Raw genomic sequence first — 24,280 nt, forward strand, 5'->3', positions numbered from 1 at the left:
CTCACAGCGCCGCGAGGTACTCCGGCAGCTGGACCGAGGGGTCCAGGTCGTCGGCCGGGACCGGCGTTCCGTACCCCCGGACGACCGGCAGGACGCCGGTCCAGTGCGGAAGCGCGCTGTCCTCGGGCTCGTCGTTGGGCCCGCCGGTGCGCACCTTCGCCGACACCTCGTTCAGGTCGAGGCGGATCACCGCGGTCGCGGCGAGCTCCTTGGCGTTGGCCTGCCGCGAGTCGTAGGAGCGGCCGGGGACCACCTGGTCGACCAGCGCGTCGAGGGCGGTGCGCCGCTCCTCGGGGTCGGTGACCTCGTACGCGATGCCGTGGACCACGACCGAGCGGTAGTTGATCGAGTGGTGGAAGGCCGAGCGGGCCAGCACCAGGCCGTCGACGTGCGTGACGGTGAGGCAGACCGCGAGCCCCGGGTCGGCCTTGCCGGTCATCCGCAGCGGCCGCGAGCCCGTCGAGCCGTGCACGTACAGCCGCTCGCCGATCCGGCCGTACAGCGTCGGCAGTACGACCGGGGCGCCGTCGCGGACGAAGCCGAGGTGGCAGACGTATCCCTCGTCGAGTATCCCGTGCACCAGTTCGCGGTCGTACGAGGCCCGCTCACGCGAGCGGGTCGGCACGGTGCGCTCGGTGGGCTCGTAGGAAGCGGTGTCCGGCATTTGCGTTCTCCATTGCACTAGTGCATAGTTATGTTTGTGCTAGGAGAGTATCGGATCGTGGGGCGCCGCGCATCGGAGATCGCGGCCGACGTGGAGCGCGCGGTGGGCGCCGGGGAGCTGGAACCGGGTCAACTGCTGCCTCCCTTGCGGGAGTTGGCCACCGAGCTCGGGGTGAATCCCAATACGGTCGCGGCCGCCTACCGGCTCCTGCGGGACCGGGGCGTCATCGAGACGGGCGGCCGTCGCGGCAGCCGGGTGCGCCCGCGCCCCGCGAGCACCGCCCGGGACGCCCAGCGCATCGACGTGCCCGTCGGCGTACGCAACATCTCCGACGGCAACCCCGACCCCGCCCTGCTGCCGCCGCTCGGCGACGCGCTCGCGGCCGCCGCCCGCGACCACGCCGAGCGGCCCACGCTCTACGGGCAGGACCCGGTCGACCCGGAGCTGGCGCGGCTGGCCCGCGCGGCGCTGGACGCCGATGGGGTGCCGCCGGGGCCGGTCGGCGTCTTCTCCGGGTCTCTCGACGCGATCGAGCGGGTGCTCGCCGCGCATCTGCGGCCCGGCGACGCCGTCGCCATCGAGGACCCGGGCTGGGGCGCGCTGCTCGACCTCGTCCCGGCGCTCGGGCTGCGGCCGGTGCCGGTGGCGCTCGACGACGAGGGGCCGCTGCCCGAGGCGGTCGAGCGCGCGCTCGCCTCGGGCGCCAAGGCGCTGGTCGTCACCTGTCGCGCCCAGAACCCGACCGGCGCGGCCGTGAGCGCGGCCCGCGCCCGCGCGCTGCGCGAGGTGCTGTCGGCGCACCCCTCGGTCCTGCTGATCGAGGACGACCACGGCCACGGCATGGTCGAGGTCCCGCTCGCCCCGCTTTCGCGGACCACCGAACACTGGGCGTTCGTACGGTCGGTGGCCAAGGCGTACGGCCCCGACCTGCGGCTCGCCGTGCTCACCGGGGACGCGGTGACCCTGGACCGGGTGCGCGGGCGCCAGCGGCTCGGTCCCGGCTGGGTCAGCCGGCTGCTCCAGCGGACCGTCGTCCACCTGTGGACCTCGGACGTCCTCGACCCGGCCGCCGTGGCCCGCTCCTACGGGGAGCGCCGCGACACCCTGGTGCGCGCGCTGCGCTCGCGGGGCGTCGCGGCGCACGGGCGCAGCGGGTTCAGCGTGTGGGTGCCGGTGCCCGACGAGACGGCGGCGGTGGCGCGGCTGCTGCACGCCGGATGGGCGGTGGCGCCGGGCGCGCGCTTCCGGATGGCCGCGCCACCGGGCATCCGCCTCACCGTCTCCACGCTCGCCCCGGCGGACATCGGCCCCGCCGCCGACGCGGTGGCGGCGGCCACGGGGTCGGCGCCGGGGCGGCGGTACGACTAGGCGGTACGACCGGGTGGTACGGCTAGTCGGCGGGTGCCGGAGCGACCTGTCGGGTCGCCCTGGGGCGGCTCTGCGTCAGGGCCGCGCCCGCGAGGACGATCACCGCGCCGACCGGGGTGTTCCAGCTGAGGCTCTCGCCGAGGACCAGCACCCCGGCGGCGGTGGCGATGACCGGGATGAAGTACGTGACCATCTGCGCGGTCGTCGGGCCCACCTCGTTGACCAGGCCGTACTGGACGAGCACCGCGAAGCCGGTGCCGAGGGCGCCGAGCGCGGCCACGGCGAGCAGCGGGACGAGCGGGAACGAGGTCGGGAATCCCGCGAACACCGGGGTGACCAGGGCCAGTTGGATGGTCGCCAGGCCCAGCTGGGAGCCGATCAGCGACAGGTTGGAGTGGCCGCTGCCCGCCAGCGTACGGCGGACGTAGATCCAGCCGACCGGGTAGCAGAGCGAGGCGAGCAGGGCCATCGCGGTGCCGGTCAGATCCAGGCCGTGGAAGCCCTGCCAGGCGCCCAGGACCGTGAGCACCCCGAGGAAGCCGAGGCCGAGGCCGGCCACCCGGCGGCGGGTCGGCCGGTCCTCGGAGAGCGCCACCAGCGAGAGCGCCATGCCCCACAGCGGGGAGGTCGCGTTGCAGATCCCGGCGAGCGTGGAGGGGATCGTCAGCTCGGAGTAGGCGAAGAGCGAGAACGGCAGCGCGTTCAGGAGCAGCGCGGCCACCGCCAGATGGAGCCAGGTGCGGACGCCGCGCGGCAGCCGCTCCCGCTTGACGGCCATCGCCACAGCGAGCACCGCCGTACCGAAGAAGAGCCGCCCGAAGGTGACCTGGAAGGGGGCGTAGCCGTCCGTGCCCACCTTGATCAGGAGGAAGCTGAACCCCCAGACCAGCGAGAGCGCCGCGAACCGGACCCGCCAGTCGAGGGCCGGACGGCGCGGGGCGGAGGTGGGGGAGAGGGCCGAGGAGGGTCGGGAGGAGGCGACGGTGCTCATGGCGGTAAGCCTGGCCGCTTCAACCTCGTAGCACAAGCGAGAAAAGGTTGGGTGGATCGGTTAGCATCGCTTACATGTTGAACTTGGAGCGCCTGCGGACCCTCGACGCGGTGGCCCGCCACGGCTCGGTGGGTGGTGCCGCCGACAATCTGCACGTCACGACGTCGGCCGTGTCGCAGCAGCTCGCCAAGTTGGAACGGGAGGCCGGACAGCCGCTGCTCGCCAAGAACGGGCGGGGCGTGCGGCTCACCGACGCGGGCCGGCTGCTCGCCGAGCACGCCGCGCGGATCCTCTCCCAGGTCCAGGTCGCCCAGGCCGATCTGGAGGCGCAGCGCGGACGGGTCGTGGGCGAGCTGCGGATCGCGGGCTTCGCCACCGCCGCGCGCGGCCTCTTCCCGGCGGCGCTCACCGCGCTGCGCGCCGCCCACCCCCAACTGGCCGTCCGCTCGGACGAGTTGGAGGCGGAGGATTCGGTACGGGGCGTGCTGCTCGGGGACCTCGACCTGGCGGTCGTCCTCGACTGGTACAACAAGCCGCTGCCGCTGCCCGACGGGCTGGCGAAGCGGTCGCTCCTCGACGACCTGGCGGATGTGGCGATGCCGGTCGGGCACCGGCTCGCGGGGCGCGAGACGGTGGAGCTGGAGGAGTTCGCCGCGGACGAGTGGATCACCTGGCCCGAGGGCGAGTTCTGCCACGAGTGGCTGATGTTCACGCTGCGGGGCAAGGGGGTCGAGCCGCGGGTCGGGCATGTGGCGCGTGAACACGCCACGCAGCTCGCCCTCGTGGAGGCCGGGCTGGGTGTGAGCGTCGCGCCCCGGCTGGGGCGGGGGCCGGTGCCGGAGGGGGTGCGGGTGGTGCCGGTGCGGGATGCGATGCGGCGGCATGTGTACGCGGTGTGGCGGGCGGATGCGGATCGGCGGCCCTCCATCCGGGCGGCGGTGGAGGCGTTGGCGTCGGCGGGGGCCGGGTTGGCGGGGTGAGGGTGGGGATGCGGGGGCGGGCCGCCTGGGGCGGGCTTGTTCCCCACCCCGCCCCTTCCCGAAAGCCCTGGGCGGGCGGCCGCGTGGGGGCCGAGCACCGTTGCCGGGGGCTCCGCCCCCGGACCCCGCTCGCGGGGCCTGCGGCCCCTGCACCCCGCCACGGGGCTCCGCCCCGGACCCCGCTCCTCAAACGCCGGAGGGGCTGGTTGGTTGGCCGCTCGGCAGGCCCAGCTTCCGGAAATCCCACGACACGATCGTCTCCGGCACCAGACGCAGCCACGCATGGCGGCCGTCGTGGATCATTTCCTCCAAGGCGAAGTTCTTGCGCGCGAACTCCCTCTCCACGCCCTCCAGTTCGGCACACGGCTCGCCCGTGCGGGGGGACTCGCCGACCGGCGCCGCCGTGCCCCGCAGCTCTACGCCGCGCAGCTCCCCGTACTCCTCCCCGGCGTCCACCACCACCGCGATCCTGGGGTCCTTGCGCAGGTGTGCCCAGCGCAGGCTGCGGGTGATGGAGTACAGCCACAGGGCGCCCCCGTCCCAGACGTACCAGAGCGCGCCGACGTGCGGGTGGCCGTCGGGGGCGACCGTGGCTACGCGGCAGGTGCGCTGCTCCGTGAGGAACGCGTCCCGTTCGGCGTCCGTCATCATGATCCGGCGGCCCCGGCGCTGGGTGGCGGTCATCGGGCGGCTCCTCCCGTGAGTGGGGTTGAGCTGAGCTGAACCGAGTCGAGCTGACTGGGTGTCAGGAATCATGGCGCGCCCTTCCCCCCTCGCGCAATGCCCATTAGCCTCCCGCGCCATGGCGACGAACGAACAACTGGCCGAGCAGCTGGACCCCGCCTCCACGGTGCTGATGACCGTGGAGTGCCAGCGGGGCGTCGTCGGGACCGACAGTGCGCTGCCCGAACTCGCCAAGGTGGCGCGGTCGTCGGGCGCGCTCCACAACGTCGCCCGGCTCGTCGCCGTCGCGCACGAGACGGGTGTCCAGGTCGTGCACGCGGTGGCCGAGCGCCGGCCGGACGGGCGTGGCGCGTCCCGCAACGCCCGCCTGTTCCGGGCCGCAGAACGCCTGCCCGTACAGCAGTACTCCGGCACGACGGCGGTGCGGATCGTCGAGGGCATCGACGTGGCGGACGAGGACCTCGTGGTCCGCAGGCTGCACGGCCTCTCGCCGATCGCGGGGACGGACGTCGACCCGCTGCTGCGCAACCTCGGCTGCCGCACCCTGATCGTCAGCGGCGTCTCGGCGAACGTGGCGATCCCGAACGCCGTGTTCGACGCCGTCAACCTCGGCTACACGGCCGTGGTGCCCGCCGACGCCATCGCGGGGGTGCCCGCCGAGTACACCCCCGCGATGATCCGCAACACACTGGCCCTGGTCGCCACCGTGGCCACGACCGACGACATCGTGGCCTGTCTCAAAGGCCCGCGCCGGGCCGGGCGGGCCTGAGCCCACGGGGTCACGCCAGCTTGATCGACTCTCCCTCCACCTTGATCGCCTTCGCCGGCAGCGGGCGCGGTGCCGGGCCGCCGGTCACCTTGCCCGTGGCGGCGTCGTACTTGCTGCCGTGACAGGGGCAGTTGATGGTGCCGCCGACGACGTCCTTCACCGTGCAGCCCTGATGGGTGCAGGTGGCCGAGAACGCCTTGAAGGTGCCCGCCGTCGGCTGGGTCACCACCACGCCCTGGTCGGGGAAGACCTTGCCGCCGCCCTGCGGGATGTCGGCGGTCTTCGCCAGCACCCCGCCGCCGGCCGACCCGGCGCCTCCTCCGGCCGTGCCGCCCGTTCCTCCGGTACCCCCGTCACCGGAGGACTTGGCGGCGTCGCCGGACTTGTCCGAGTCGCCGCAGGCGGCGAGCGCGGCCGCGAGCCCGACGCCGCCGACCGCCGCGACGACGGTACGGCGGGCCGGGCCCGGCTCGGACGGAAGAGCTTGGGTGCTCATACTGGCTTTCCCTTCACCTTGCTGCACACGTCACCTCGCTGCGCGGGGCTGCGTGAAGGGATACGGTCCGGCGCGGCCGGCTGTTCAGGCGTTCAAGGACTTCTTTCGATGTTCAAGGAACTCCTCAGCGCTTCAGGGGTCTCGTCAGGTCTTCAGGGACTTCCTCAGGCGTTCAGGGACTTCTTCAGGAACTCGAGATTGAGCCACAGCAGGGTGTCGGCCACACCCTCCTTGGTGACCAGGTGGCTCTCGCCCACCAGCGGAAGCACGCTGTGCGGCTTGCCCGCCGCGAGCAGCGCCTGCGAGAACCGCAGCATGTGTGCGGGCACCACATTGTCGTCCGCCATCCCATGGATGAGCATCAGCGGTCGGGTCAGCTTGTGGGCGTGCGCGACCAGCGAACAGCGCTCGTAGTTCTCCGGCTGTACCTCGGGGTGGCCGAGATACCGCTCCTTCCAGTGGGTGTCGTAGAGCGTCAAATCGGTCGGCGCCGCGCCCGCCACGGCCGCGTGGAACACATCCGGCCGGTGCAGCACCGCTGCCGCCGCCAGGTACCCGCCGAACGACCAGCCCCGGATGCCCACCCGCCCGGTGTCCAGATCGGGGTAGAGCTCGGCGGCCGCCCGGACCGCCTCGGCCTGGTCCTCCAGGACGGGGGTGAGCTGGTCGCCGTGGATGGAGACGCGCCAGGCCTCGCCGCGCCCCGGAGTGCCGCGCCCGTCGATCGACAGGACCGCGAACCCCTGCTCGGCGAACCACTGGTTCACCACGTGGTGCCAGGCGTTGGACCGTACGACGGTCTGGAGGCCCGGACCTGCGTACGAGTGGACGACGACGGGCAGCCGGGCCGCGCCCTCGCGGTGCCAGGAGGGCAGATAGAGCGCGGTGCGCAGCTCGCGTTCGCCCAGCGACAGGAACACCGGCCTCGGCGTCAGCACCGGCCGCTCGGTCAGCACGCCGATCCGGCCCGCCGGCTTGCCGTCGCGCAGGACCGTGACGGTGTGCTCGTGCACGGTTCGGCTGTCGAGGACGAGGGTGTCGCCGCCCACGGCCGCCGTGTGCACCCCGGGCTCCTCGGTGACGCGGGCGAAGCCGGACTCGGGCGCGTACGCCCAGACGTGCGTCTCGGTCGGCTCGTCGCTCGCCGCGAAGTAGACCGTGTCACCGGCCCGGCCGAGTATCTCCCGTACCTCCAGACCGGCCGGAAGCCGGTCTCCGAGAGCGGCCCCGGAACGGGCGAGCGCCGTCGCACCCCGTAGGAACTCCAGCCAGTGGCCGTCATGGTGACGAGCCGTCACCTCTGTCGAGCCGCTCGCCGGGTCGATGGCCAGGTCGTAGGCCGTGCGCTGGTCCCTGGTCTGGACGGTGGCGTACGCGCCGCCCGCGTCCCAGCCGCCCTCCACCAGGTACTCGAAGGCCGTGTCCGTCCAGGCGCCGGCCGGGTGCGACTCGGGCTCCGCCGACCGGGGCAGCCGCACCGGCACCTGCTCGCCGTCCACGCTGACGACGACCAGCGACACCTCCGCGTTGGGCGTGCCCGCCGCCGGGTACGGCAGGACGCGCGGGGCCTTCGCCGGGTCCGACGGGTCGCTCAGATACCACCGCTGGACCGGCGAGTTGTCCACGCGGACGACCAGGAGCGCGGAGCTGTCCGGCGCCCACCAGGAGCTGCGCGTACGGCCGATGGACTCGGCCGAGACGTGGTCCGTCAGGCCGTAGGACACCTCCGGGCCCTCCGGTGCGGCCAGCTGCCGGTCGCCGGTGCCGTCGGCGCGTACGACGTGCAGGGCGCGCCCCGTCACGTACGAGATGAGCGTGCCGTCGGGGGAGAGGCGCGGGTCGACGGCCGGGCCCGCCGTCGGGATCGGGCGCGGCGCGCCGCCGTCCGTCCCGGCCAGCCAGAGCGCGCCGGAGAGGGCGAAGACGACCGTGCGGACGGCCGCGTCGGTGGCGTACCCGACGATGCCGCCGCTCGACTCGCGCGCCCGCTCACGGCGGATCAGCTCCTCCTGCGGCACCTCGCCCGACTCGCCCAGCGCGATCGGGTCGACGAGGACGCGCTCCTCGCCGTTCTCGAACAGCCACAGCGCGCCGCGGGGCGAACGCCCGTCGGTGGTGCGGACGAACAGCACCCGGTCGCCGTCGGGGGAGACGGTGAAGCCGCGGGGCGCGCCGAGCGAGAAGCGCCTGGTGCGCGCGAACTGGAGGGGAAGGTCCTCGGTGGCCGGGGCCTGGGTGGTCCTGTCTTCGGTGGGCATGGCGAAGCGTTCCTTCGGGTCGGGGTTTCGACCGGGTTTCGGTCGGGGTTCGGTCGGGGTTCGGTCGCGGTTTTAACTGATCGAACAGTCGCATCTGTCCCAGTAGCCTGGACAGATGCTCAATGAAGTGACAGCGACCCGCTATGTCACGCCTCTGCGTGAAGGCGGCTCGCTCCCGGGGATCGTCGAAGCCGACGATCTCGGTACGTACGTCATGAAGTTCACCGGTGCCGGACAAGGCCGCAAGACCCTGGTGGCGGAGGTGATCTGCGGAGAGCTCGCCCGACGGCTCGCTCTGCGCGTCCCCGAACTGGTCACCATTCAGCTCGACCCCGTCATCGGGCTCTCGGAGCCGGACCAGGAGGTGCAGGAGCTGCTGAAGGCGAGCGGCGGGCTGAATCTCGGAATGGATTACTTGCCCGGTTCGATCGGGTTCGACCCGCTGGCCTACCAGGTGAGCTCGGTGGAGGCGGGCAAGGTCGTCTGGTTCGACGCGTTGATCAACAACGTCGACCGTTCGTGGCGGAACCCTAACATGCTCGTCTGGCACGGTGATCTCTGGCTCATCGACCACGGCGCCACGATGATCTGGCACCACAACTGGCCGGGCGCGCAGGCCTCGGCCGCCAAGCCCTACAACGCCTCGGACCACGCCCTCGCCCCGTTCGGACCCGATGTGGCCGCCGCTGCCGCCGAGTTGGCGCCGCTGGTGACCGAGGAGCTGCTGACCGAGGTCACCGCCCTGGTGCCCGACGAGTGGCTGGTGGACGAGCCCGGCTTCGACACGACGGACGCGCTGCGCCGGGCGTACGTGGCGCCGCTGCTCGCCCGTGCCGCCGACGTCCACGAGCGGATCACGCTGGACGCGCCCGCCAAGGCCGCGCCCTCGCAGGCCCCCGGCTGGCTCACCGACCACCTCAAGCCCTGGCCGCACCCCACCAAGGACAGCAAGACCGGCCAGCCCGGCGAGAAGGACGGCAAGTGAGCGACCGCGACGTCTTCGAGTACGCGCTGCTGCGCGTCGTGCCGCGCGTCGAGCGCGGGGAGTGCTTCAACGCCGGAGTGCTGGTCTACTGCCGGGCCAAGTCGTTCGTGGCGGCTCGTACGCATCTGGACGAGGCCAAGCTGAAGGCGCTCGACCCGCACGCGGACGTGGTGGGGGTACGGGCGGCGCTGCGGGCCGTCGAGGGGGTCTGCGGCGGCGGCGAGGCGGCCGGGCAGGCGGCGGGCGACGACGCGGGGCGCCGCTTCCGCTGGCTGATCGCGCCGCGCTCGACGGTGGTGCAGCCGGGGCCGGTGCACACCGGGCTCACCACGGATCCGGCGGCCGAGACCGAGCGCCTGCTCGACCTGCTGGTCCGCTAGCCGGGGCTGGACCGCGTGGGTGTGACCTTCGCTCGGGGATCCGTGGGCCGTTGACACCGGGTGCCAGGGCTTCTAGCGTCTCGTCTGCTGAAGCTACTAAGCGGTTGCTCAGGGACGAGGAGCCGCGGATCCCCAGGGCGAGGAGAACAGCATGTCCACCACCGAGCAGCGCGTCGCCATCGTGACCGGGGCGGCCCGGGGCATTGGCGCCGCGACCGCCGTCCGGCTCGCGGCCGAGGGCCGAGCGGTCGCCGTACTCGACCTCGACGAGGCGGCCTGCAAGGACACCGTCGAGAAGATCACGGCGGCGGGCGGCCGGGCGGTCGCCGTCGGCTGCGACGTCTCCGACAGCGCCCAGGTGGAGGCCGCCGTCGCGCGCGTCGCCGCCGAGCTCGGGGCGCCGACCATCCTCGTCAACAACGCGGGCGTCCTGCGCGACAACCTGCTCTTCAAGATGAGCGAGTCCGACTGGGACACCGTGATGAACGTGCACCTCAAAGGCGCGTTCCTGATGGCCAAGGCCGTCCAGAAGCACATGGTGGACGCCGGCTGGGGCCGTATCGTCTCGCTCTCCTCGTCCTCCGCGCTCGGCAACCGCGGCCAGGCCAACTACTCCGCCGTCAAGGCGGGCCTGCAGGGCTTCACCAAGACCCTCGCCAAGGAGCTCGGCAAGTTCGGCGTCACCGCCAACGCGGTCGCCCCCGGCTTCATCGTCACCGAGATGACCGCGCAGACCGCCGCCCGGGTCGGCATGGGCTTCGAGGAGTTCCAGGCCGCGGCCGCCACCCAGATCCCCGTCGCGCGCGTCGGCTTCCCCGAGGACATCGCCAACGCCATCGCCTTCTTCACCGGCGACGACGCGGGATTCGTCTCCGGCCAGGTGCTGTACGTGGCCGGCGGACCCCTCAACTGAAGCCGGGAGAACACATCATGACGGACACTCAGCTCCCCGAGCTCTCCGGCCGGGTCGCCCTGGTCACCGGCGCCAGCCGGGGCATCGGCTACGGCGTCGCCGAGGCGCTGGTCGCCCGCGGCGACCGCGTCTGCATCACCGGCCGGGGCGAGGACGCCCTCAAGGAGGCCGTCGAGCGGCTCGGCGCGGACCGAGTCATCGGCGTCGCCGGCAAGGCCCACGACGAAGCCCACCAGAGCGTCGCGGTGGAGCGCGCGATGGAGGCGTTCGGCCGGGTCGACTTCCTGGTCAACAACGCGGGCACCAACCCGGTCTACTCCCCGATGGCGGAGCTCGACCTGAACGTGGCGCGCAAGGTGTACGAGACCAATGTGATCTCCGCGCTCGGCTTCGCCCAGCAGACCTGGAAGGCCTGGCAGAAGGAGAACGGCGGCGCGATCGTGAACATCGCCTCCGTCGCCGGCCTCGCCCCCTCGCCCTTCATCGGCGCGTACGGGATGAGCAAGGCGGCGATGGTCAATCTGACCCTCCAGCTGGCGCACGAGTTCGCGCCGGACGTGCGGGTCAACGCGATCGCCCCCGCGGTGATCAAGACCAAGTTCGCCCAGGCGCTCTACGAGGGCCGCGAGGAGGAGGCCGCCGCGGCCTACCCCCTCAAGCGCCTCGGGGTGCCCTCCGACATCGGGGGAGCGGTCGCATTCCTCACCTCCGAGCAGTCCGCCTGGATGACCGGGCAGACGCTGGTGGTCGACGGAGGGCTGTTCCTCGGCGCGGGCGTGCACTGACGCGCGGGTGCACTGACGCGCGTACGCGCGCGTGCGTCGCGTACGATGATCTTCGTACCGGTGAGTAGTCGCCCGGTTTGTACCTCAATCTCCCCAAGTGCCCCGTCCGGTCCTCCAGTTGACCGGGCGGGGCGCTGCGGTATGGTCTGCCGACCCATGGCTGAACGAGGAGCGTGCACGTGTTCAACCGGACCATATGCCTGCGCACCACCGCGGCCCTTGCGTCCATGTCGTCGTTGGCCCTGCTGAGCGGCTGCGGACTGCTCTCGGGGAGCGCTTCGGACACCGAGCAGACGATCAAGGTCGGCACGGTGAGCGAGCCGAGCACCCTCGATCCGGCCGCCTCCTGGGACGGCTCCTGGGAGCTCTTCCGCAACGTCTTCCAGACGCTGCTGTCCTTCCCGACCGGCAGCAACACGCCCCAGCCGGACGCGGCGGAGAGCTGCCAGTTCAAGGACGCGGGCAGCCGTACGTACCAGTGCACGCTCCGCAAGGGCCTGGAGTTCTCCAACGGTGACAAGATCGACGCCGCCGCCGTGAAGTACTCCATCGACCGCATCGTGAAGATCAATGTGAAGGCGGGCCCCAAGGGCCTGCTCACCAGCCTGGACCGGGTCACCGCCGACGACGAGCGGACGGTCACCTTCCATCTGAACAAGCCGGACGCGACCTTCCCCTTCGTGCTCGGCGCGCCCGCCATGTCCATCGTGGACCCCCAGTCCTACCCGGCGAACGCGCTGCGCGACGACGGCGGGCTCACCGGCTCCGGCCCGTACACCCTGGAGTCGTACCAGGCGGGCGACCGGGCCGAGCTGAAGAAGAACTCCCACTACGCCGGGTTCGCGCAGCTCAAGAACGACGCCGTCTCGATCCGCTACTTCAAGGACTCCAGCGCCATGGTGGACTCCCTCAAGAAGAAGCAGATCGACGTCACCTACCGGGGACTGACCGCCAACGAGGTCGTGGACGTCCAGAACGAGAAGGCCGCGGGCAAGCCGCTCCAGCTGGTCGAGACGGTCGGCACGGAGATCCGCTTCCTGGTCTTCAACCCCAAGGACCCGCTCGCCGCCAATCCGGCCGTACGCAGGGCCGTCGCCCAGCTCGTCGACCGCGACGCGCTGGTGGCCAAGGTCTACAAGGGCACGGCCGAGCCGCTCTACTCGATGGTGCCCAAGGGTGTGACCGGGCACACGGTGAGCTTCTTCGACACCTTCGGCGCGCCGAGCGTCCCCAAGGCCAGAACCATCCTGCGCAAGGCCGGGATCACCGAGCCGGTGCCGCTCACCCTCTGGTACACGACCGACCGGTACGGCTCGTCCACCGCGCTGGAGTTCGCCGAGATCAAGCGCCAGCTGGACGCCTCCGGGCTGTTCACGGTGACCCTGCAGAACCGCCCCTGGAAGGCGTATACACAGGGGATGCAGTCCGGTGAGTACCCCGTCTTCGGGCGCGGCTGGTTCCCCGACTTCCCGGACCCGGACAACTTCATCGCGCCCTTCGTCGGCAAGGAGAACGCGGTCGGCACCCCGTACGAGCCCAAGGAGATCACCGACCAGCTGATCCCGCAGACCCGCGAGGTCTCCGACCGGGGCGCGGTCAGCAAGAAGTTCGAGCGGGCCCAGGACGTGCTCTCCGACGACGTGCGGCTGCTGCCGCTGTGGCAGGGCAAGCTCTACGTGGCGGCCAGCGACGAGATCGCGGGCGGCGAGCGTGCCATCGACCCCCAGACGGTCATGTGCATGTGGGAGCTGCACCGCAAGACCAGCTGGTAGGAGGCCGGCGGGGCGGGCGCGGGGCGCGTTGTCAGTGGCGGCCGGTAGGTTTTTCGGTATCTCGCACCGCAGGGTGCGGGAACCGAACGTCCCACGGAGGTTGTTGACGTGACCGACATCGCCATGCTGCCCGAGTCCTGGCGCGGCGTCCTCGGCGAGGAGCTCCAGAAGCCGTACTTCAAGGAGCTCGTCGACTTCATCGAGGAGGAGCGGGCGAAGGGTCCCGTCTATCCGCCGCGCGAGGAGGTCTTCGCCGCGCTCGACGCGACTCCGTACGACAAGGTGAAGGTCCTGGTCCTCGGCCAGGACCCGTACCACGGCGCGGGCCAGGGGCACGGGCTGTGCTTCTCGGTGCGGCCGGGCGTGAAGACGCCGCCGTCGCTGCGGAACATCTACAAGGAGATGAAGGAGGAGCTCGGCCACCCGGTGCCGGACAACGGCTATCTGATGCCGTGGGCCGAGCAGGGCGTCCTGCTGCTCAACGCGGTGCTGACCGTCCGCGAGGGCGAGGCCAACTCCCACAAGGGCAAGGGCTGGGAGAAGTTCACCGACGCGGTGATCCGCGCGGTCGCCACCCGCCCGGACCCGGCGGTCTTCGTGCTCTGGGGGAACTACGCGCAGAAGAAGCTCCCCCTGATCGACGAGGAGCGGCACGTGGTGGTGAAGGGCGCCCACCCCTCGCCGCTGTCGGCCAAGCGGTTCTTCGGCTCGCGGCCCTTCACCCAGATCAACGAGGCGGTCGCGGCGCAGGGCCACGCGCCGATCGACTGGCGCATCCCCGACCTGGGCTGAGCCCTCCCGGGGTGCCCGCGCGACGGGATCCGAGGGCGCCCGCGCGCCCCGTGGCTCAGGCGCCTTCCAGCCCCCGCTCCAGCCGGTCGAGCGCCGCCCGGATCCCGTTGCCGTACGCGTCGTCCGCGAGCGCGTCCAGGGCGGCGTGCGCCCGGTCCAGATGGATACGGGCGGCGTTCGGGCGGTGCAGCTTCACATAGTCCGCCGCCAGGTTCAGATGGAGCGAGGGATAGAGGGCCCGGACCGCGAGCGAGGCGTGGTGCGCGTCGAGCCGGTCCTGGCCGAGGCCGTCGGCGGCGGCCAACGCCCGCAAATCCCAGGCGAGTTCGTCGCCGGCGTCGTCCTGCGCGTCGGCCATGTAGTGCGCCAGCGTGCAGCGGTGCAGCGGGTCGCCGTGCTCGCCGATCTCCGCCCAGATGACGCCGAAGCGGTTGCGCGCCTCCTCGCGGTCGCCGCCGTGCAGGAGCATCAGCGCCTGCCCGATCCGGGTCATGACGACGTCCTCCGACGCCTCCTGCTGCTCCATCACTGCGGCCTCCGCGAGCCTGTCGTACGCATCCGGTCGTCTCGACGCTAGCCGCCCACACCGACAATCGGGCTCAGGCTCGGGCGCGGCCCCCGGGCCTGTCGCTACTTCCCGTACGTCCCCTCGCAGATGCGCGCCTCGGGGCTGTCCGGACGCCAGCCGCCCAGCGATCTGCCCAGGTCGCAGACGTCGTCCCCGATGAAGGGCGGGGGCGTCGGCAGGTGCGGCGCGGCCGGGTGCGGGGCGGGGCGCGGGTGCGGGTGTGGCGGGGCCGGATGGGCGCGCGGGTGCGGATGCGGGGCCGGGTGCACGGCCCGGGGCCGGGGCACCGGGGCGGCCGGCAGTGCCGCCTCCAGTGCCTCACGGACGGGGGCCTGGACGATCTGCGGCCGGACGCTCCGGTCGGCCTGCTCGCTCCTCTGCTCGCTCGTCTGCGGGGGAGGCGGCGGGGGTGGCCCCGGGGCGGGACCACGCTGGACGGTGACACATCCGGAAACGGCCAGGGCGGCCACCCCGACGAGGAGCCTCGCTGTGGTTCGTGTTCGGTGCACCCGCTCAACTCTGCTGGGTGCGGGCCCCGTTGCGCGCGCGTGCGGGCCGGGATTGGCCCGCACGAGTGACGGCGCAGGGTGACGGCAGGGGCTGCCGCCCGGGGCTCAGTAGCCGGTCGTGCCGTCGATGCCCTCGCGCAGCAGGTCGGCGTGGCCGTTGTGGCGCGCGTACTCCTCGATCATGTGGGTGTAGATCCAGCGCAGGTTGAAGTGCTGCCCGCCGCGCGAGGTGCCGGTGCTCAGGTCGTCCAGGGCGTGGCCCTCGGCGTGGGCGCGGGCCTTGGCGATCTCGCCGCGCCAGGTGGCGAGCGCCTCCTCGAAGGTGTCCTCGGGGCCGGGGTGGAAGTCGCCGTCCGGGTCCTCGTCGGTGTAGTAGTGCGGCGCGCCCTGCTCGCCGCCGAAGACATTGCTGAACCAGTGCTGTTCGACCTCGGACATGTGCCGCACCAGCCCCATGAGGGTGAGCCCGGAGGGCGGCATCGAAGCGGTCCTGAGCTGCTCGTCGGTGAGCCCCGCACACTTCAGGGCGAGGGTCTCGCGGTGGTACTCCAGCCAGCCCACGAGCATCGACAGCTCGTCGGCGTCGAGGGCGGGCTCCTGGCGTTCGGGCGTCTCGATCGTCGTCATGGCGGCCATCCTCACGGATCGCCTCCGCCACCGCCACGGGATATCGGGCCCGTCCGGCCCGAATCGGCCCACGTATGCTGACCAGTCAAGGAAGCACACAGCGGGAAGCCGGACGGCGACAGGAGACTTCGTGAAGGTCGGCTGCATCGGACTCGGGGACATCGCGCAGAAGGCCTATCTGCCGGTCCTGACCACCCTGCCGGGGACGGAGCTGCATCTGCAGACCCGCACCCCCGCCACCCTCACGCGGGTCGCCGACGCCCTTCATGTTCCGCTCGCCCGGCGCCACACCGAGCTCGACTCGCTCCTCGCGCAGGGCCTGGACGCGGCCTTCGTGCACGCGCCGACCGCCGTGCACCCCACGATCGTGACCCGGCTGATCGAGGCGGGCGTACCGACCTATGTCGACAAGCCGCTGGCGTACGAACTCGCCGACTCCCAGCGGCTCGTGGAGCTCGCCGAGGAGCGTGGCGTGAGCCTGGCCGTCGGCTTCAACCGGCGGCTCGCGCCCGGCTACGCGCAGTGCGCCGAGCACCCGCGTGAGCTCATCCTGATGCAGAAGAACCGCGTCGGGCTCCCCGAGGACCCGCGCACGCTCGTGCTGGACGACTTCATCCACGTCGTGGACACCCTGCGCTTCCTGGCACCGGGGCCCGTCGAGCACACGGTCGTACGGGCCCGGGTGCGCGAGGGCCTGATGGAGCACGTCGTCCTCCAGCTCTCCGGCGACGGCTTCACCGCCATCGGCACGATGAACCGGATGAACGGCTCCACCGAGGAGATCCTGGAGGTCTCCGGACAGGACACCAAGCGGCAGGTGCTCAACCTGGCCGACGTCGTCGACCACAAGGGCCAGCCGACCCTGCGCCGGCGCGGCGACTGGGTGCCGGTGGCCCGGCAGCGCGGCATCGAGCAGGCCGTGCACTCCTTCCTCGACGCCGTACGCGCCGGAAAGCTCCTCAGTGCACGGGACGCTCTTGCGACTCACGAGCTGTGCGAGCGGGTGGTACGGGAGGCTCTGGAACAGGCTTCCTGAGTGAGCGCCGCCCGGTGAGGGCGCAGTACGCGGCGAGGACGAGCAGCGCCGCGTACACCGCCCAGTCGCCGAACCGGACGTAGAGGGTGGTGCCGTCGGCGAGCGGCACGTCGTAGACCGCGGACGTGCTGCTGGAGGTGCCGAGCCGGCGGCCGATCCGCTCGCCGTCCGGGCCGTAGACCGCGCTGATCCCGGTGAGCGTGGCGTGCACCGCGGGGCGGCCCGTCTCGGCGGCGCGCAGCGCGGCGAGCGAGGCGTGCTGCGCGGGCGCCCAGCTGTGCTGGAACGACGACGTCGACGACTGGGCGACGATCAACCGGGCGCCCTCGCGCACCAGATGGCGGCTCATGTCCGGGAACGCCGACTCGAAGCAGATCACCGGGCCGAACCGCAGCCCGTCCGGGAGCGTCATCACCACCGGCGTCGTGCCCTGGCGCCGGTCCTCGCCCGCGGCCTTGCCGACGGAGGTGGCCCAGCCGAGCAGCGAGCGGGCCGGGATGTACTCGCCGAACGGCACGAGGCGCATCTTGTCGTAGCGCTCGCCCGTCGGCCCGTCCGGCCCCACAAGGACCGAGCTCTTGAAGATGCCCGGGCGGTCGGCGCGGCGGGCGTCCACGTTCACCAGGATGTCCGCGCCCACCACCCGTGAGAGCGCCGCGATCCTTCGCGCGAGGTCCGGCCGGGCCGTCAGGTCCGAGCCGACGCTGCTCTCGCCCCACACCACCAGGTCCACGTCCCGCCCCGCCAGCGCCCGGGTCAGGGCCTCACTGCGGGCGAAGCGGGCGTCGGGGCCCTCGTAGACACCCGGCTGGACGACCGCGACCCGCACCCGGCCCGCCCGTTCGGGACGCGGCGCCCACGCCCACACGGCGCCCGCGGCGACAGCCCCGGCGAGCACCGCGGCCACCACGGGCGTACGCGCCGGGCGGCAGACGAGCAGCACCGTGACGGCGACGTTGACGGCCACCACGAACAGGCTCACCAGCCACACCCCGCCGACCGAGGCGAGCCGCAGCGCCGGTGCCACCTGCCACTGGCTGGAGCCCAGCACCCCCCACGGACCGCCCAACCCCTGCCAGGAGCGGACCATTTCGACCATCAGCCAGCCCGAGGGCAGCACGGCGAGCGCGGCCGTCGCGCGCCGCGGCGAAGGCGTGCCCGCGCCGGGCCCGCCGAGCGTCGAGCGCACGAGAATGCCCCACGGCGCCCACAGGAGCCCCAGGAGCGCGGCCAGGACGACGATGAAGACGGTCAGGCTCGGCATCAGCCAGTGGTGCACCGCGAGCATGAACCCGGTGCCGCCCAGCCAGCCGTCCAGCGCGGCCCGCCGACCGTCGCGGGCCGAGCGGATCAGCAGCAGCCACGGCACCAGCGCGACGTACGCGAACCACCACAGACCCGGCGCCGGGAACGCCAGCGCCGGGAGCGCCCCGGCGAGCACCGCCGCCGTGCCCCGCCACCACCGCGACACCATCACCAGCTGGCGCAGCCCCGTGAGACGGTGCCGCAGCCCGACCGGAACCCGCATGCCCCGCCTCCTCGCCCCGCCCATGAGCAGTGGATTCCGCCCGAGCGTGTCCCCAGTGTGCGCCCTCAGTGTGCGGCAGCAAGGCGGCCGCGCCCCGATGCCCCGGCCGCCCGGCGAGTCCGCCCCGCCGCGCGCCCGTACGCCCCCGCCTACCCCGTGCCGAGCGCTCCCGACACATGCCGCCACTTCTCGTGCACGGTCACCTCGCGCAGCCGCCAGCCCGCGTCGGTGCGCAGCAGCGAGAAGGCGTACCGGCCGCCGGAGAAGAAGTTGGGCTCCACCGGGCCGCCGTCGCCGTCGTCCTGCGCGCCGAACCGCATCGGATTGAGGTAGTCGGCCCGCACCCCCGCCCGGTCGCCCGGATAGCCGCCGAGGTCCTGGAGGGTGAGCAGCCGGTTGACGATCAGGTGCTGGCGGACCGGGAAGAGCCGCATGGTCTCCGCGAGCCAGGCCGCGACCTCCGCCGCCGGCCCCTCCACACCGCCCGCCGCGCGGTAGTCGGCACGCCCGTCCGGGGTGAACAGCTCCCCGTACGCGGACCAGTCGGCGTCGTCGACGGCGGCCGCGTAGCCGGTGACGAGTTCATCGATGGCGAGCCGGTCCATCACGGTCGCGAGTTCCACACGCTGGGTCATCGCCACAGTCTCCGGCAGCGGGCGCGAGGGGCCAAGGGTCCGAGGGCCCACAACCCGGACGAGTCCGCCCTTGTGGGCCGGCGGTGGCGCGTGCTACCCGTGGGCGCCATGACCGTACCCAGCGAATCCGCCGCCGTCCGCAGCGAGCGCGGCGGACCCGTCACGACCGTGGTGCTCTCCCGCCCGCACGCGCGCAACGCCGTGGACGGGCCGACCGCCCGCGCGCTCGCCGAGGCCTTCCGTGCCTTCGAGGCCGACGACGAGGCGGCGGTCGCGGTGCTGTGGGGCGAGGGCGGCACCTTCTGCGCCGGCGCCGACCTCAAGGCGATCGGCACCGAGCACGGCAACGCGGTGACCGAGGACGGCGACGGCCCGATGGGCCCGACCCGGATGCGGCTGACCAAGCCGGTGATCGCGGCGGTCTCGGGGCACGCCGTGGCGGGCGGCCTGGAGCTCGCGCTCTGGTGCGATCTGCGGGTGGCCGAACAGGACGCGGTCTTCGGCGTCTTCTGCCGCCGCTGGGGCGTGCCGCTGATCGACGGCGGTACGGTACGGCTGCCCCGGCTGATCGGCGCGGGCCGCGCGATGGACCTGGTGCTGACCGGCCGCCCGGTGGACGCGGCCGAGGCGCTGGCGATCGGCCTGGCCGACCGGGTGGTGCCGACCGGGACGGCCCGTGCGGCGGCCGAGGAGCTGGCGTCCCGGATCGCCGCGTTCCCCCAGCTGTGCCTGCGCGAGGACCGGCTCTCGCTGCTCGAACAGGAGGGCATGGGCGAGGCGGAGGCGCTGCGCAACGAACTCGGCCACGGCGTACGGTCCCTGGCCCGGGCCGCCGAGGGGGCGGCCCGGTTCGCGGCGGGGGCGGGGCGGCACGGGGCGTTCGGGGACGCGGCCGAGGACGGCGTCAGCCGCCCGTGACCTCGCCCGCGTGCGGGCTGAGGACGTCGGCGCCGACCAGGAAGAAGAGAACGATGCCGAGCAGGATGCGGTAGACGACGAACGGCATGAAGCTTTTGCTGGAGATGAACTTCATGAACCACGCGATCACGACATAGCCGACACCGAAGGCGATCACCGTGGCGAAGAGCGTCTCGGCCATCGGAGCCTGGCCCTCGCCGCCCGCGTCCTTCAGCTCGAAGACGCCGGACGCCAGCACCGCCGGGACGGCGAGCAGGAAGGAGTAGCGGGCCGCGGACTCGCGGGTGTAGCCCATCAGCAGGCCACCGCTGATGGTGGCGCCCGAGCGCGAGACGCCCGGGATCAGGGCCATGGCCTGGCACATCCCGTAGACCAGGCCGTCCTTGACGCTCAGGTCCTGGAGCGACTTGCGCTGCTTGACCGCGCGGTGGCGGCCGCCCGCCTCGTCCCGGGCGGCGCGGCGGTCGGCGACGCCGAGGACGACGCCCATCACGACCAGCGTGGTGGCGATGACCCGCAGGTCGCGGAAGGTGGTGTCGATCTGGTCCTTGAGGACGATGCCGAGCACGCCGATCGGGATCGAGCCGACGATGACCAGCCAGCCCATCCGGGCGTCCTGGTCGGCGCGCATCCGCCGGTCGGTGAGCGAGCGGAACCACGCCGAGATGATCCGGACGATGTCCTTGCGGAAGTAGATGAGGACGGCTGTCTCGGTGCCGATCTGCGTGATCGCGGTGAACGCCGGCCCCGGGTCCTGCCAGTCGGCGAAGGCCGCGGTGAGGCGGAGGTGCGCGCTGGAGGAGATCGGCAGGAACTCCGTCAGCCCCTGGACAAGTCCGAGTATGAACGATTCGAACCAAGACATGGGGCGTGGGCCATCCCGGGTGCTGAAGACGGTTGCGGGCACGACGATGCGACGGCCGGTGTGATGATCTGATCGACGCCGGTCGGAGGGCAGCGTACAGGCCGGAGATGAAGCGGGAGTTATGCGGTCCTGTCGGACGCGGGGGGTCCTGCGGGGGCGGATACGGAGGGTCCTGCGGAGGCGGCCGCGGGGGGTCCTGCCAAGGCGGTGGCCGTGGGCTGCGCGTCGGCTTCGGCCGCCTGCCGCCCGGCCGCTCCCGGCGGCCCGCTCAGCCGGTGCCGCTTGCGCCAGGCCATCGCCGCCGCTCCCAGGCCCGACAACGCGATGAACGCCATCGCGATCAGGAACACCGGCGAGGTCGGGGAGGCGGCGCGGCTGCCCGCGACCACGTACGCCGCCGTGTTCGGCACCGAGCCGAGGCCCGTCGCGAGCAGGAACGGCAGCCAGCCCATCCGGGAGACCGCGGCGCAGTAGTTGGCCGCCGCGAACGGCACACCGGGGAAGAGCCGGATCGCCATCATCGACCGGAAGCCGTGCCGGCTGAGCTGGCCGTCCGCCGCCTTGAGCCAGCGGCCCCGCAGCAGTGGCCGCAGCGCGTCCTGGCCGAGGACCCGGCCGAGCCCGAACGAGATCCCGGCGCCGAGCACCGTCCCGGCAAGCGCGGAGGGCAAGCCCGCCTGCGACCCGAAGATCGCGCCCGCGGCCAGGTTGAGCAGCGGGCGCGGCACGAACGCCGCGGTGCACAGGCCGTACGCCACACCGAACAGGACCACCGCGGCGCCGCCGCTCAGCCGGTGCGGCCAGCCGTCGGAGAGCAGCCGCTGCGGTTCGAGCAGCAGCACGGTCGTGGCGGCCGCCGCGAGCACCAGCACCAGGAGGGCCAGCCGCGACCAGGGCGAAAGGAGGGCCCTGGTACAGCGCACGGCGAGTCCGGCGGACGGGCGGGCGACGCGGTCGTCGAACATCCGGGGAGACTAACCGACCCGGGCGTGTGATCGCCGTAACGAGCGTCGCCTTACAGCCGTATCGGCTGTCGTCGCACGGTCGCAGCGGGCGTCGTCGCACGGTCGGAGCGGGCGTCGTCCTGCCGTCGTGACGGCTCGGTCCTACGGCCGTACGCAGGGGCGAACAGCCCCCGCACCTGAAACCGCTGAGCCCTTGCCGAGCTCCCGCCCCCAACCCCCCACCGCCGAAAACCATTCGACGCGCGCCCGGCGCCGGGGCATGATCGGCGCATGTTCCGGCACGCCTTCCCCGCAGCGCCGTCCGCAGTCGCGGACGCGCCGGAGGCTGCCCTCGCCGCGGCGTCGATCGCCGCGATCGCAGCGCCCCTCGGCGGCGCCCGAAGCTGACCCTTCCCGGAGAGACCGGCGGACCCCGCAGGGGGAGGGTCGGCCGGATCCAGGGGTCCCGTCGCGGCTTCGAGCCATTCAGCATCCGAGGGACACAGCCATGCCCAAGACGGCATACGTACGCACCAAGCCCCACCTCAACATCGGCACGATGGGTCATGTCGACCACGGCAAGACCACGTTGACCGCCGCCATCACCAAGGTCCTCGCCGCGCGCGGCACCGGCACCTTCGTCCCGTTCGACCGGATCGACCGGGCGCCGGAGGAGGCCGCGCGGGGCATCACCATCAACATCGCGCACGTCGAGTACGAGACCGACACCCGCCACTACGCCCATGTCGACATGCCCGGCCACGCCGACTACGTCAAGAACATGGTCACCGGCGCCGCCCAGCTGGACGGGGCGATCCTCGTCGTCTCCGCGCTCGACGGGATCATGCCGCAGACGGCCGAGCACGTCCTGCTCGCCCGCCAGGTGGGGGTCGACCACATCGTGGTGGCGCTCAACAAGGCGGACGCCGGGGACGAGGAGCTCACCGACCTCGTGGAGCTGGAGGTCCGCGACCTGCTCTCGGCACACGGGTACGGGGGCGACTCGGTGCCGGTCGTCCGGGTCTCGGGGCTGAAGGCGCTGGAGGGCGACCCGCGCTGGACGGCGGCGATCGAGGCGCTGCTCGACGCGGTCGACACCTATGTGCCGATGCCGGTCCGCTACACCGACGCGCCGTTCCTGCTGCCGGTGGAGAACGTGCTGACCATCACCGGCCGCGGCACGGTCGTCACCGGCGCCGTCGAGCGCGGCACGGTCCGCGTCGGCGACCGCGTCGACGTGCTCGGCGCGGACGTGGAGACGGTCGTCACCGGTCTGGAGACCTTCGGCAAGCCGATGGAGTCCGCCGAGGCTGGGGACAACGTGGCGCTGCTGCTGCGCGGGGTGCCCCGCGACGCGGTGCGGCGCGGCCAGGTGGTCGCGGCGCCCGGCAGCGTCACGCCGAGCCGCCGCTTCACCGCGCAGGTGTACGTCCTGTCGGCGCGCGAGGGCGGACGGACCACCCCGGTCGCCACCGGCTACCGGCCGCAGTTCTACATCCGCACCGCGGACGTGGTCGGCGACGTCGACCTCGGCGAGGCGGCCGTGGCGCGCCCCGGTGACACGGTCACCATGACCGTCGAGCTGGGCCGGGACACGCCGCTGGAGCCAGGCCTCGGCTTCGCGATCCGTGAGGGCGGACGCACGGTCGGCGCCGGGACGATCACCGGGCTCCTCTGACCGGTGGCCGATGACTGGTGGCCGATGAGCGGCGACCGGTGGCCGACGACCGGTGACCGACGACCGGTGGCCGACGACCGGTGGCCGATGTCTGGCGCGACCGATGACCGGTGGCCGAAAGGGCCCGTCTCCTCCGGGACCCCGGGGGAGGCGGGCCCGACGCGTTCCGTCACACTGCGGGCATGGGAGACACGGCACTGGTGCTCGGTGCGGGCGGAATCACCGGCGTGGGCTGGGAGATCGGCATGCTGTACGGGCTCGCCGAGGCGGGCGTCGACGTGACCGGCGCCGAGCTGGTGGTCGGCAGCTCGGCGGGCTCGGTGGTCGCCGCGCAGATCACCTCGGGACGGATCGGGCTGCCGCAGCTGTATGAACGTCAGCTCGCCCGGCCCGACGGCGAGATCCCGGCGAACCTGGGCCCGGCCGCGGTGTTCCGCTTCGCCCGCGCGGCGCTGACCTCCCGTACGCCCGAGGAGTACGGCAGAAAGCTGGGCCGGGTCGCGCTCGCCGGTGGCACGGGCCAGGAAGCGGCCCGGCGCGAGGTGATCGCCGGACGGCTGGTCGCCCATGAGTGGCCGACGCGGCGGCTGCGGATCACGGCGGTCGCGGCGGACAGCGGCGAACTGCGGATCTTCGACGGGGACAGCGGTGTGGAGCTGGTGGACGCCGTCGCCGCCAGCTGCGCGGTGCCCGGGGTGTGGCCCGCCGTCACCATCGAGGGCCGCCGCTGGATCGACGGGGGAGTGCACTCCCCGGCCAACGCCCAGCTCGCCGCCGGATACGACCGGGTGCTGGTCCTCGCGCCGCTGGCGCTCGGCGGCGGTCCGCTGGACTCGCCGCGCACCCAGGCGGCCGAGCTGGCCGCCGCGGGCGCGCGCGTCGAGCTCATCACCCCGGACTCCGCCGCCCGCCGCGCCTTCGGCCGCAACTCCCTGGAGCCGTCCCGCCGCGCCCCGGCCGCCCGAGCGGGCCGCACCCAGGCGGCGGCCCACGCGGCGGCCGTGGCAGAGCTCTGGGCGTAGGGGCGCCGCGCCTCTTCAGGGGCGCGGGGCTGTGCCGTCGTGCGGCTCCGCCGCGTGGGCACGACCAGCCACAGACAACCCGCAGCCGCAGGCCCTCATTTCCAGCGGAGCGC

The 24,280-nt window shown here is 72.9% G+C and carries 25 protein-coding genes; 13 read left to right on the forward strand and 12 right to left on the reverse strand.

Annotation, left to right across the window (positions count from 1 at the left end):
- Position 1 precedes the first annotated feature (1 nt).
- On the reverse strand, positions 2 to 664 hold the full coding sequence (locus tag AB0G17_RS26775; RefSeq protein ID WP_361387921.1) for a pyridoxamine 5'-phosphate oxidase family protein: 663 nt from the start codon (positions 662 to 664) through the stop codon (positions 2 to 4).
- Positions 665 to 700: 36 nt separating this feature from the next.
- On the opposite strand from AB0G17_RS26775, the gene AB0G17_RS26780 reads away from it, so the two are divergent.
- Entirely contained in the window at positions 701 to 2,032 is a 1,332-nt protein-coding gene (locus tag AB0G17_RS26780; protein WP_361387924.1) for an aminotransferase class I/II-fold pyridoxal phosphate-dependent enzyme, read from the forward strand.
- Positions 2,033 to 2,054: 22 nt separating this feature from the next.
- On the opposite strand, the gene AB0G17_RS26785 is transcribed toward AB0G17_RS26780, so the two are convergent.
- Positions 2,055 to 3,023, reverse strand: a complete 969-nt coding sequence (locus tag AB0G17_RS26785; RefSeq protein WP_361387927.1) for a DMT family transporter — start codon at positions 3,021 to 3,023, stop codon at positions 2,055 to 2,057.
- A gap of 74 nt (positions 3,024 to 3,097) precedes the next feature.
- On the opposite strand from AB0G17_RS26785, the gene AB0G17_RS26790 reads away from it, so the two are divergent.
- Positions 3,098 to 4,003, forward strand: a complete 906-nt coding sequence (locus tag AB0G17_RS26790; RefSeq protein ID WP_361387930.1) for a LysR family transcriptional regulator — start codon at positions 3,098 to 3,100, stop codon at positions 4,001 to 4,003.
- A gap of 186 nt (positions 4,004 to 4,189) precedes the next feature.
- On the opposite strand, the gene AB0G17_RS26795 is transcribed toward AB0G17_RS26790, so the two are convergent.
- Positions 4,190 to 4,687, reverse strand: coding sequence for a pyridoxamine 5'-phosphate oxidase family protein (locus tag AB0G17_RS26795; protein WP_361387933.1), 498 nt, complete (start codon positions 4,685 to 4,687; stop codon positions 4,190 to 4,192).
- A 118-nt stretch (positions 4,688 to 4,805) separates the two neighbouring features.
- Here AB0G17_RS26795 and AB0G17_RS26800 point away from each other — a divergent pair, with 118 nt between their 5' ends.
- On the forward strand, positions 4,806 to 5,456 hold the full coding sequence (locus AB0G17_RS26800; RefSeq protein WP_361387936.1) for a cysteine hydrolase: 651 nt from the start codon (positions 4,806 to 4,808) through the stop codon (positions 5,454 to 5,456).
- 10 nt (positions 5,457 to 5,466) lie between these two features.
- Here the strand turns inward: AB0G17_RS26800 and AB0G17_RS26805 are convergent, their stop codons facing one another.
- On the reverse strand, positions 5,467 to 5,952 hold the full coding sequence (locus AB0G17_RS26805) for a Rieske (2Fe-2S) protein (protein ID WP_361387939.1): 486 nt from the start codon (positions 5,950 to 5,952) through the stop codon (positions 5,467 to 5,469).
- Between the two features lie 164 nt (positions 5,953 to 6,116).
- Positions 6,117 to 8,210: a prolyl oligopeptidase family serine peptidase gene (locus AB0G17_RS26810; RefSeq protein ID WP_361387942.1), complete on the reverse strand. Its 2,094-nt coding sequence runs from the start codon at positions 8,208 to 8,210 to the stop codon at positions 6,117 to 6,119.
- A 115-nt stretch (positions 8,211 to 8,325) separates the two neighbouring features.
- Between AB0G17_RS26810 and AB0G17_RS26815 the strand changes: the two genes are divergently transcribed.
- From AB0G17_RS26815 to AB0G17_RS26840, 6 genes are all read left to right on the forward strand, one after another.
- Complete coding sequence (locus AB0G17_RS26815) at positions 8,326 to 9,195, forward strand: HipA family kinase (RefSeq protein WP_361387945.1); 870 nt, start codon at positions 8,326 to 8,328, stop codon at positions 9,193 to 9,195.
- Positions 9,192 to 9,575, forward strand: a complete 384-nt coding sequence (locus tag AB0G17_RS26820) for a DUF3037 domain-containing protein (protein ID WP_361387948.1) — start codon at positions 9,192 to 9,194, stop codon at positions 9,573 to 9,575. Before AB0G17_RS26815 ends, AB0G17_RS26820 begins: the two co-directional genes overlap by 4 nt.
- A 151-nt stretch (positions 9,576 to 9,726) precedes the next feature.
- Entirely contained in the window at positions 9,727 to 10,488 is a 762-nt protein-coding gene (gene fabG / locus AB0G17_RS26825) for a 3-oxoacyl-ACP reductase FabG (RefSeq protein WP_361387951.1), read from the forward strand.
- A gap of 17 nt (positions 10,489 to 10,505) precedes the next feature.
- A complete protein-coding gene (locus AB0G17_RS26830) occupies positions 10,506 to 11,273 on the forward strand; it encodes an SDR family oxidoreductase (RefSeq protein ID WP_361387954.1) in 768 nt (255 codons plus the stop codon).
- A 227-nt stretch (positions 11,274 to 11,500) separates the two neighbouring features.
- The gene (locus tag AB0G17_RS26835) at positions 11,501 to 13,045 is read left to right on the forward strand and encodes an ABC transporter substrate-binding protein (protein WP_361388170.1); all 1,545 of its coding nucleotides are present in this window, start codon (positions 11,501 to 11,503) and stop codon (positions 13,043 to 13,045) included.
- 108 nt (positions 13,046 to 13,153) lie between these two features.
- A complete protein-coding gene (locus tag AB0G17_RS26840) occupies positions 13,154 to 13,837 on the forward strand; it encodes a uracil-DNA glycosylase (protein WP_361387957.1) in 684 nt (227 codons plus the stop codon).
- 55 nt (positions 13,838 to 13,892) lie between these two features.
- Here the strand turns inward: AB0G17_RS26840 and AB0G17_RS26845 are convergent, their stop codons facing one another.
- The 3 genes from AB0G17_RS26845 to AB0G17_RS26855 form a co-directional block, all read right to left on the reverse strand.
- Positions 13,893 to 14,366: a hypothetical protein gene (locus tag AB0G17_RS26845; protein ID WP_361387960.1), complete on the reverse strand. Its 474-nt coding sequence runs from the start codon at positions 14,364 to 14,366 to the stop codon at positions 13,893 to 13,895.
- 101 nt (positions 14,367 to 14,467) lie between these two features.
- Complete coding sequence (locus AB0G17_RS26850; RefSeq protein ID WP_361387963.1) at positions 14,468 to 14,914, reverse strand: hypothetical protein; 447 nt, start codon at positions 14,912 to 14,914, stop codon at positions 14,468 to 14,470.
- Positions 14,915 to 15,019: 105 nt separating this feature from the next.
- Positions 15,020 to 15,541 carry a DinB family protein gene (locus tag AB0G17_RS26855; protein WP_361387966.1) on the reverse strand — a complete coding sequence of 174 codons (522 nt, stop codon included), beginning with the start codon at positions 15,539 to 15,541 and terminating at the stop codon, positions 15,020 to 15,022.
- Positions 15,542 to 15,671: 130 nt separating this feature from the next.
- Between AB0G17_RS26855 and AB0G17_RS26860 the strand changes: the two genes are divergently transcribed.
- Positions 15,672 to 16,577 carry a Gfo/Idh/MocA family oxidoreductase gene (locus tag AB0G17_RS26860; protein ID WP_361387969.1) on the forward strand — a complete coding sequence of 302 codons (906 nt, stop codon included), beginning with the start codon at positions 15,672 to 15,674 and terminating at the stop codon, positions 16,575 to 16,577.
- Here the strand turns inward: AB0G17_RS26860 and lnt are convergent.
- Positions 16,501 to 18,105 (reverse strand): apolipoprotein N-acyltransferase, encoded by a 1,605-nt coding sequence (lnt, locus tag AB0G17_RS26865; RefSeq protein ID WP_361387972.1) that lies wholly within the window; start codon positions 18,103 to 18,105, stop codon positions 16,501 to 16,503. The genes AB0G17_RS26860 and lnt overlap by 77 nt on opposite strands.
- A gap of 149 nt (positions 18,106 to 18,254) precedes the next feature.
- Positions 18,255 to 18,740 (reverse strand): nuclear transport factor 2 family protein, encoded by a 486-nt coding sequence (locus tag AB0G17_RS26870; protein WP_361387975.1) that lies wholly within the window; start codon positions 18,738 to 18,740, stop codon positions 18,255 to 18,257.
- Between the two features lie 108 nt (positions 18,741 to 18,848).
- Between AB0G17_RS26870 and AB0G17_RS26875 the strand changes: the two genes are divergently transcribed.
- Complete coding sequence (locus tag AB0G17_RS26875) at positions 18,849 to 19,658, forward strand: crotonase/enoyl-CoA hydratase family protein (protein ID WP_361387978.1); 810 nt, start codon at positions 18,849 to 18,851, stop codon at positions 19,656 to 19,658.
- On the opposite strand, the gene AB0G17_RS26880 is transcribed toward AB0G17_RS26875, so the two are convergent.
- Together AB0G17_RS26880 and AB0G17_RS26885 are read right to left on the reverse strand one after the other, a co-directional pair.
- Positions 19,645 to 20,523 carry an undecaprenyl-diphosphate phosphatase gene (locus AB0G17_RS26880; protein ID WP_361387981.1) on the reverse strand — a complete coding sequence of 293 codons (879 nt, stop codon included), beginning with the start codon at positions 20,521 to 20,523 and terminating at the stop codon, positions 19,645 to 19,647. The genes AB0G17_RS26875 and AB0G17_RS26880 overlap by 14 nt on opposite strands.
- Before the next feature lie 119 nt (positions 20,524 to 20,642).
- Positions 20,643 to 21,488, reverse strand: a complete 846-nt coding sequence (locus AB0G17_RS26885; RefSeq protein WP_361387984.1) for a TVP38/TMEM64 family protein — start codon at positions 21,486 to 21,488, stop codon at positions 20,643 to 20,645.
- Between the two features lie 487 nt (positions 21,489 to 21,975).
- Between AB0G17_RS26885 and tuf the strand changes: the two genes are divergently transcribed.
- Positions 21,976 to 23,145 (forward strand): elongation factor Tu, encoded by a 1,170-nt coding sequence (gene tuf, locus AB0G17_RS26890; protein WP_361387987.1) that lies wholly within the window; start codon positions 21,976 to 21,978, stop codon positions 23,143 to 23,145.
- A 182-nt stretch (positions 23,146 to 23,327) separates the two neighbouring features.
- Positions 23,328 to 24,167, forward strand: a complete 840-nt coding sequence (locus AB0G17_RS26895; protein WP_361387990.1) for a patatin-like phospholipase family protein — start codon at positions 23,328 to 23,330, stop codon at positions 24,165 to 24,167.
- Positions 24,168 to 24,280: the final 113 nt, after the last annotated feature.

Origin of the sequence: Streptomyces sp. NPDC023838 (assembly GCF_040639555.1) — a bacterium.
Taxonomy (GTDB): domain Bacteria; phylum Actinomycetota; class Actinomycetes; order Streptomycetales; family Streptomycetaceae; genus Streptomyces.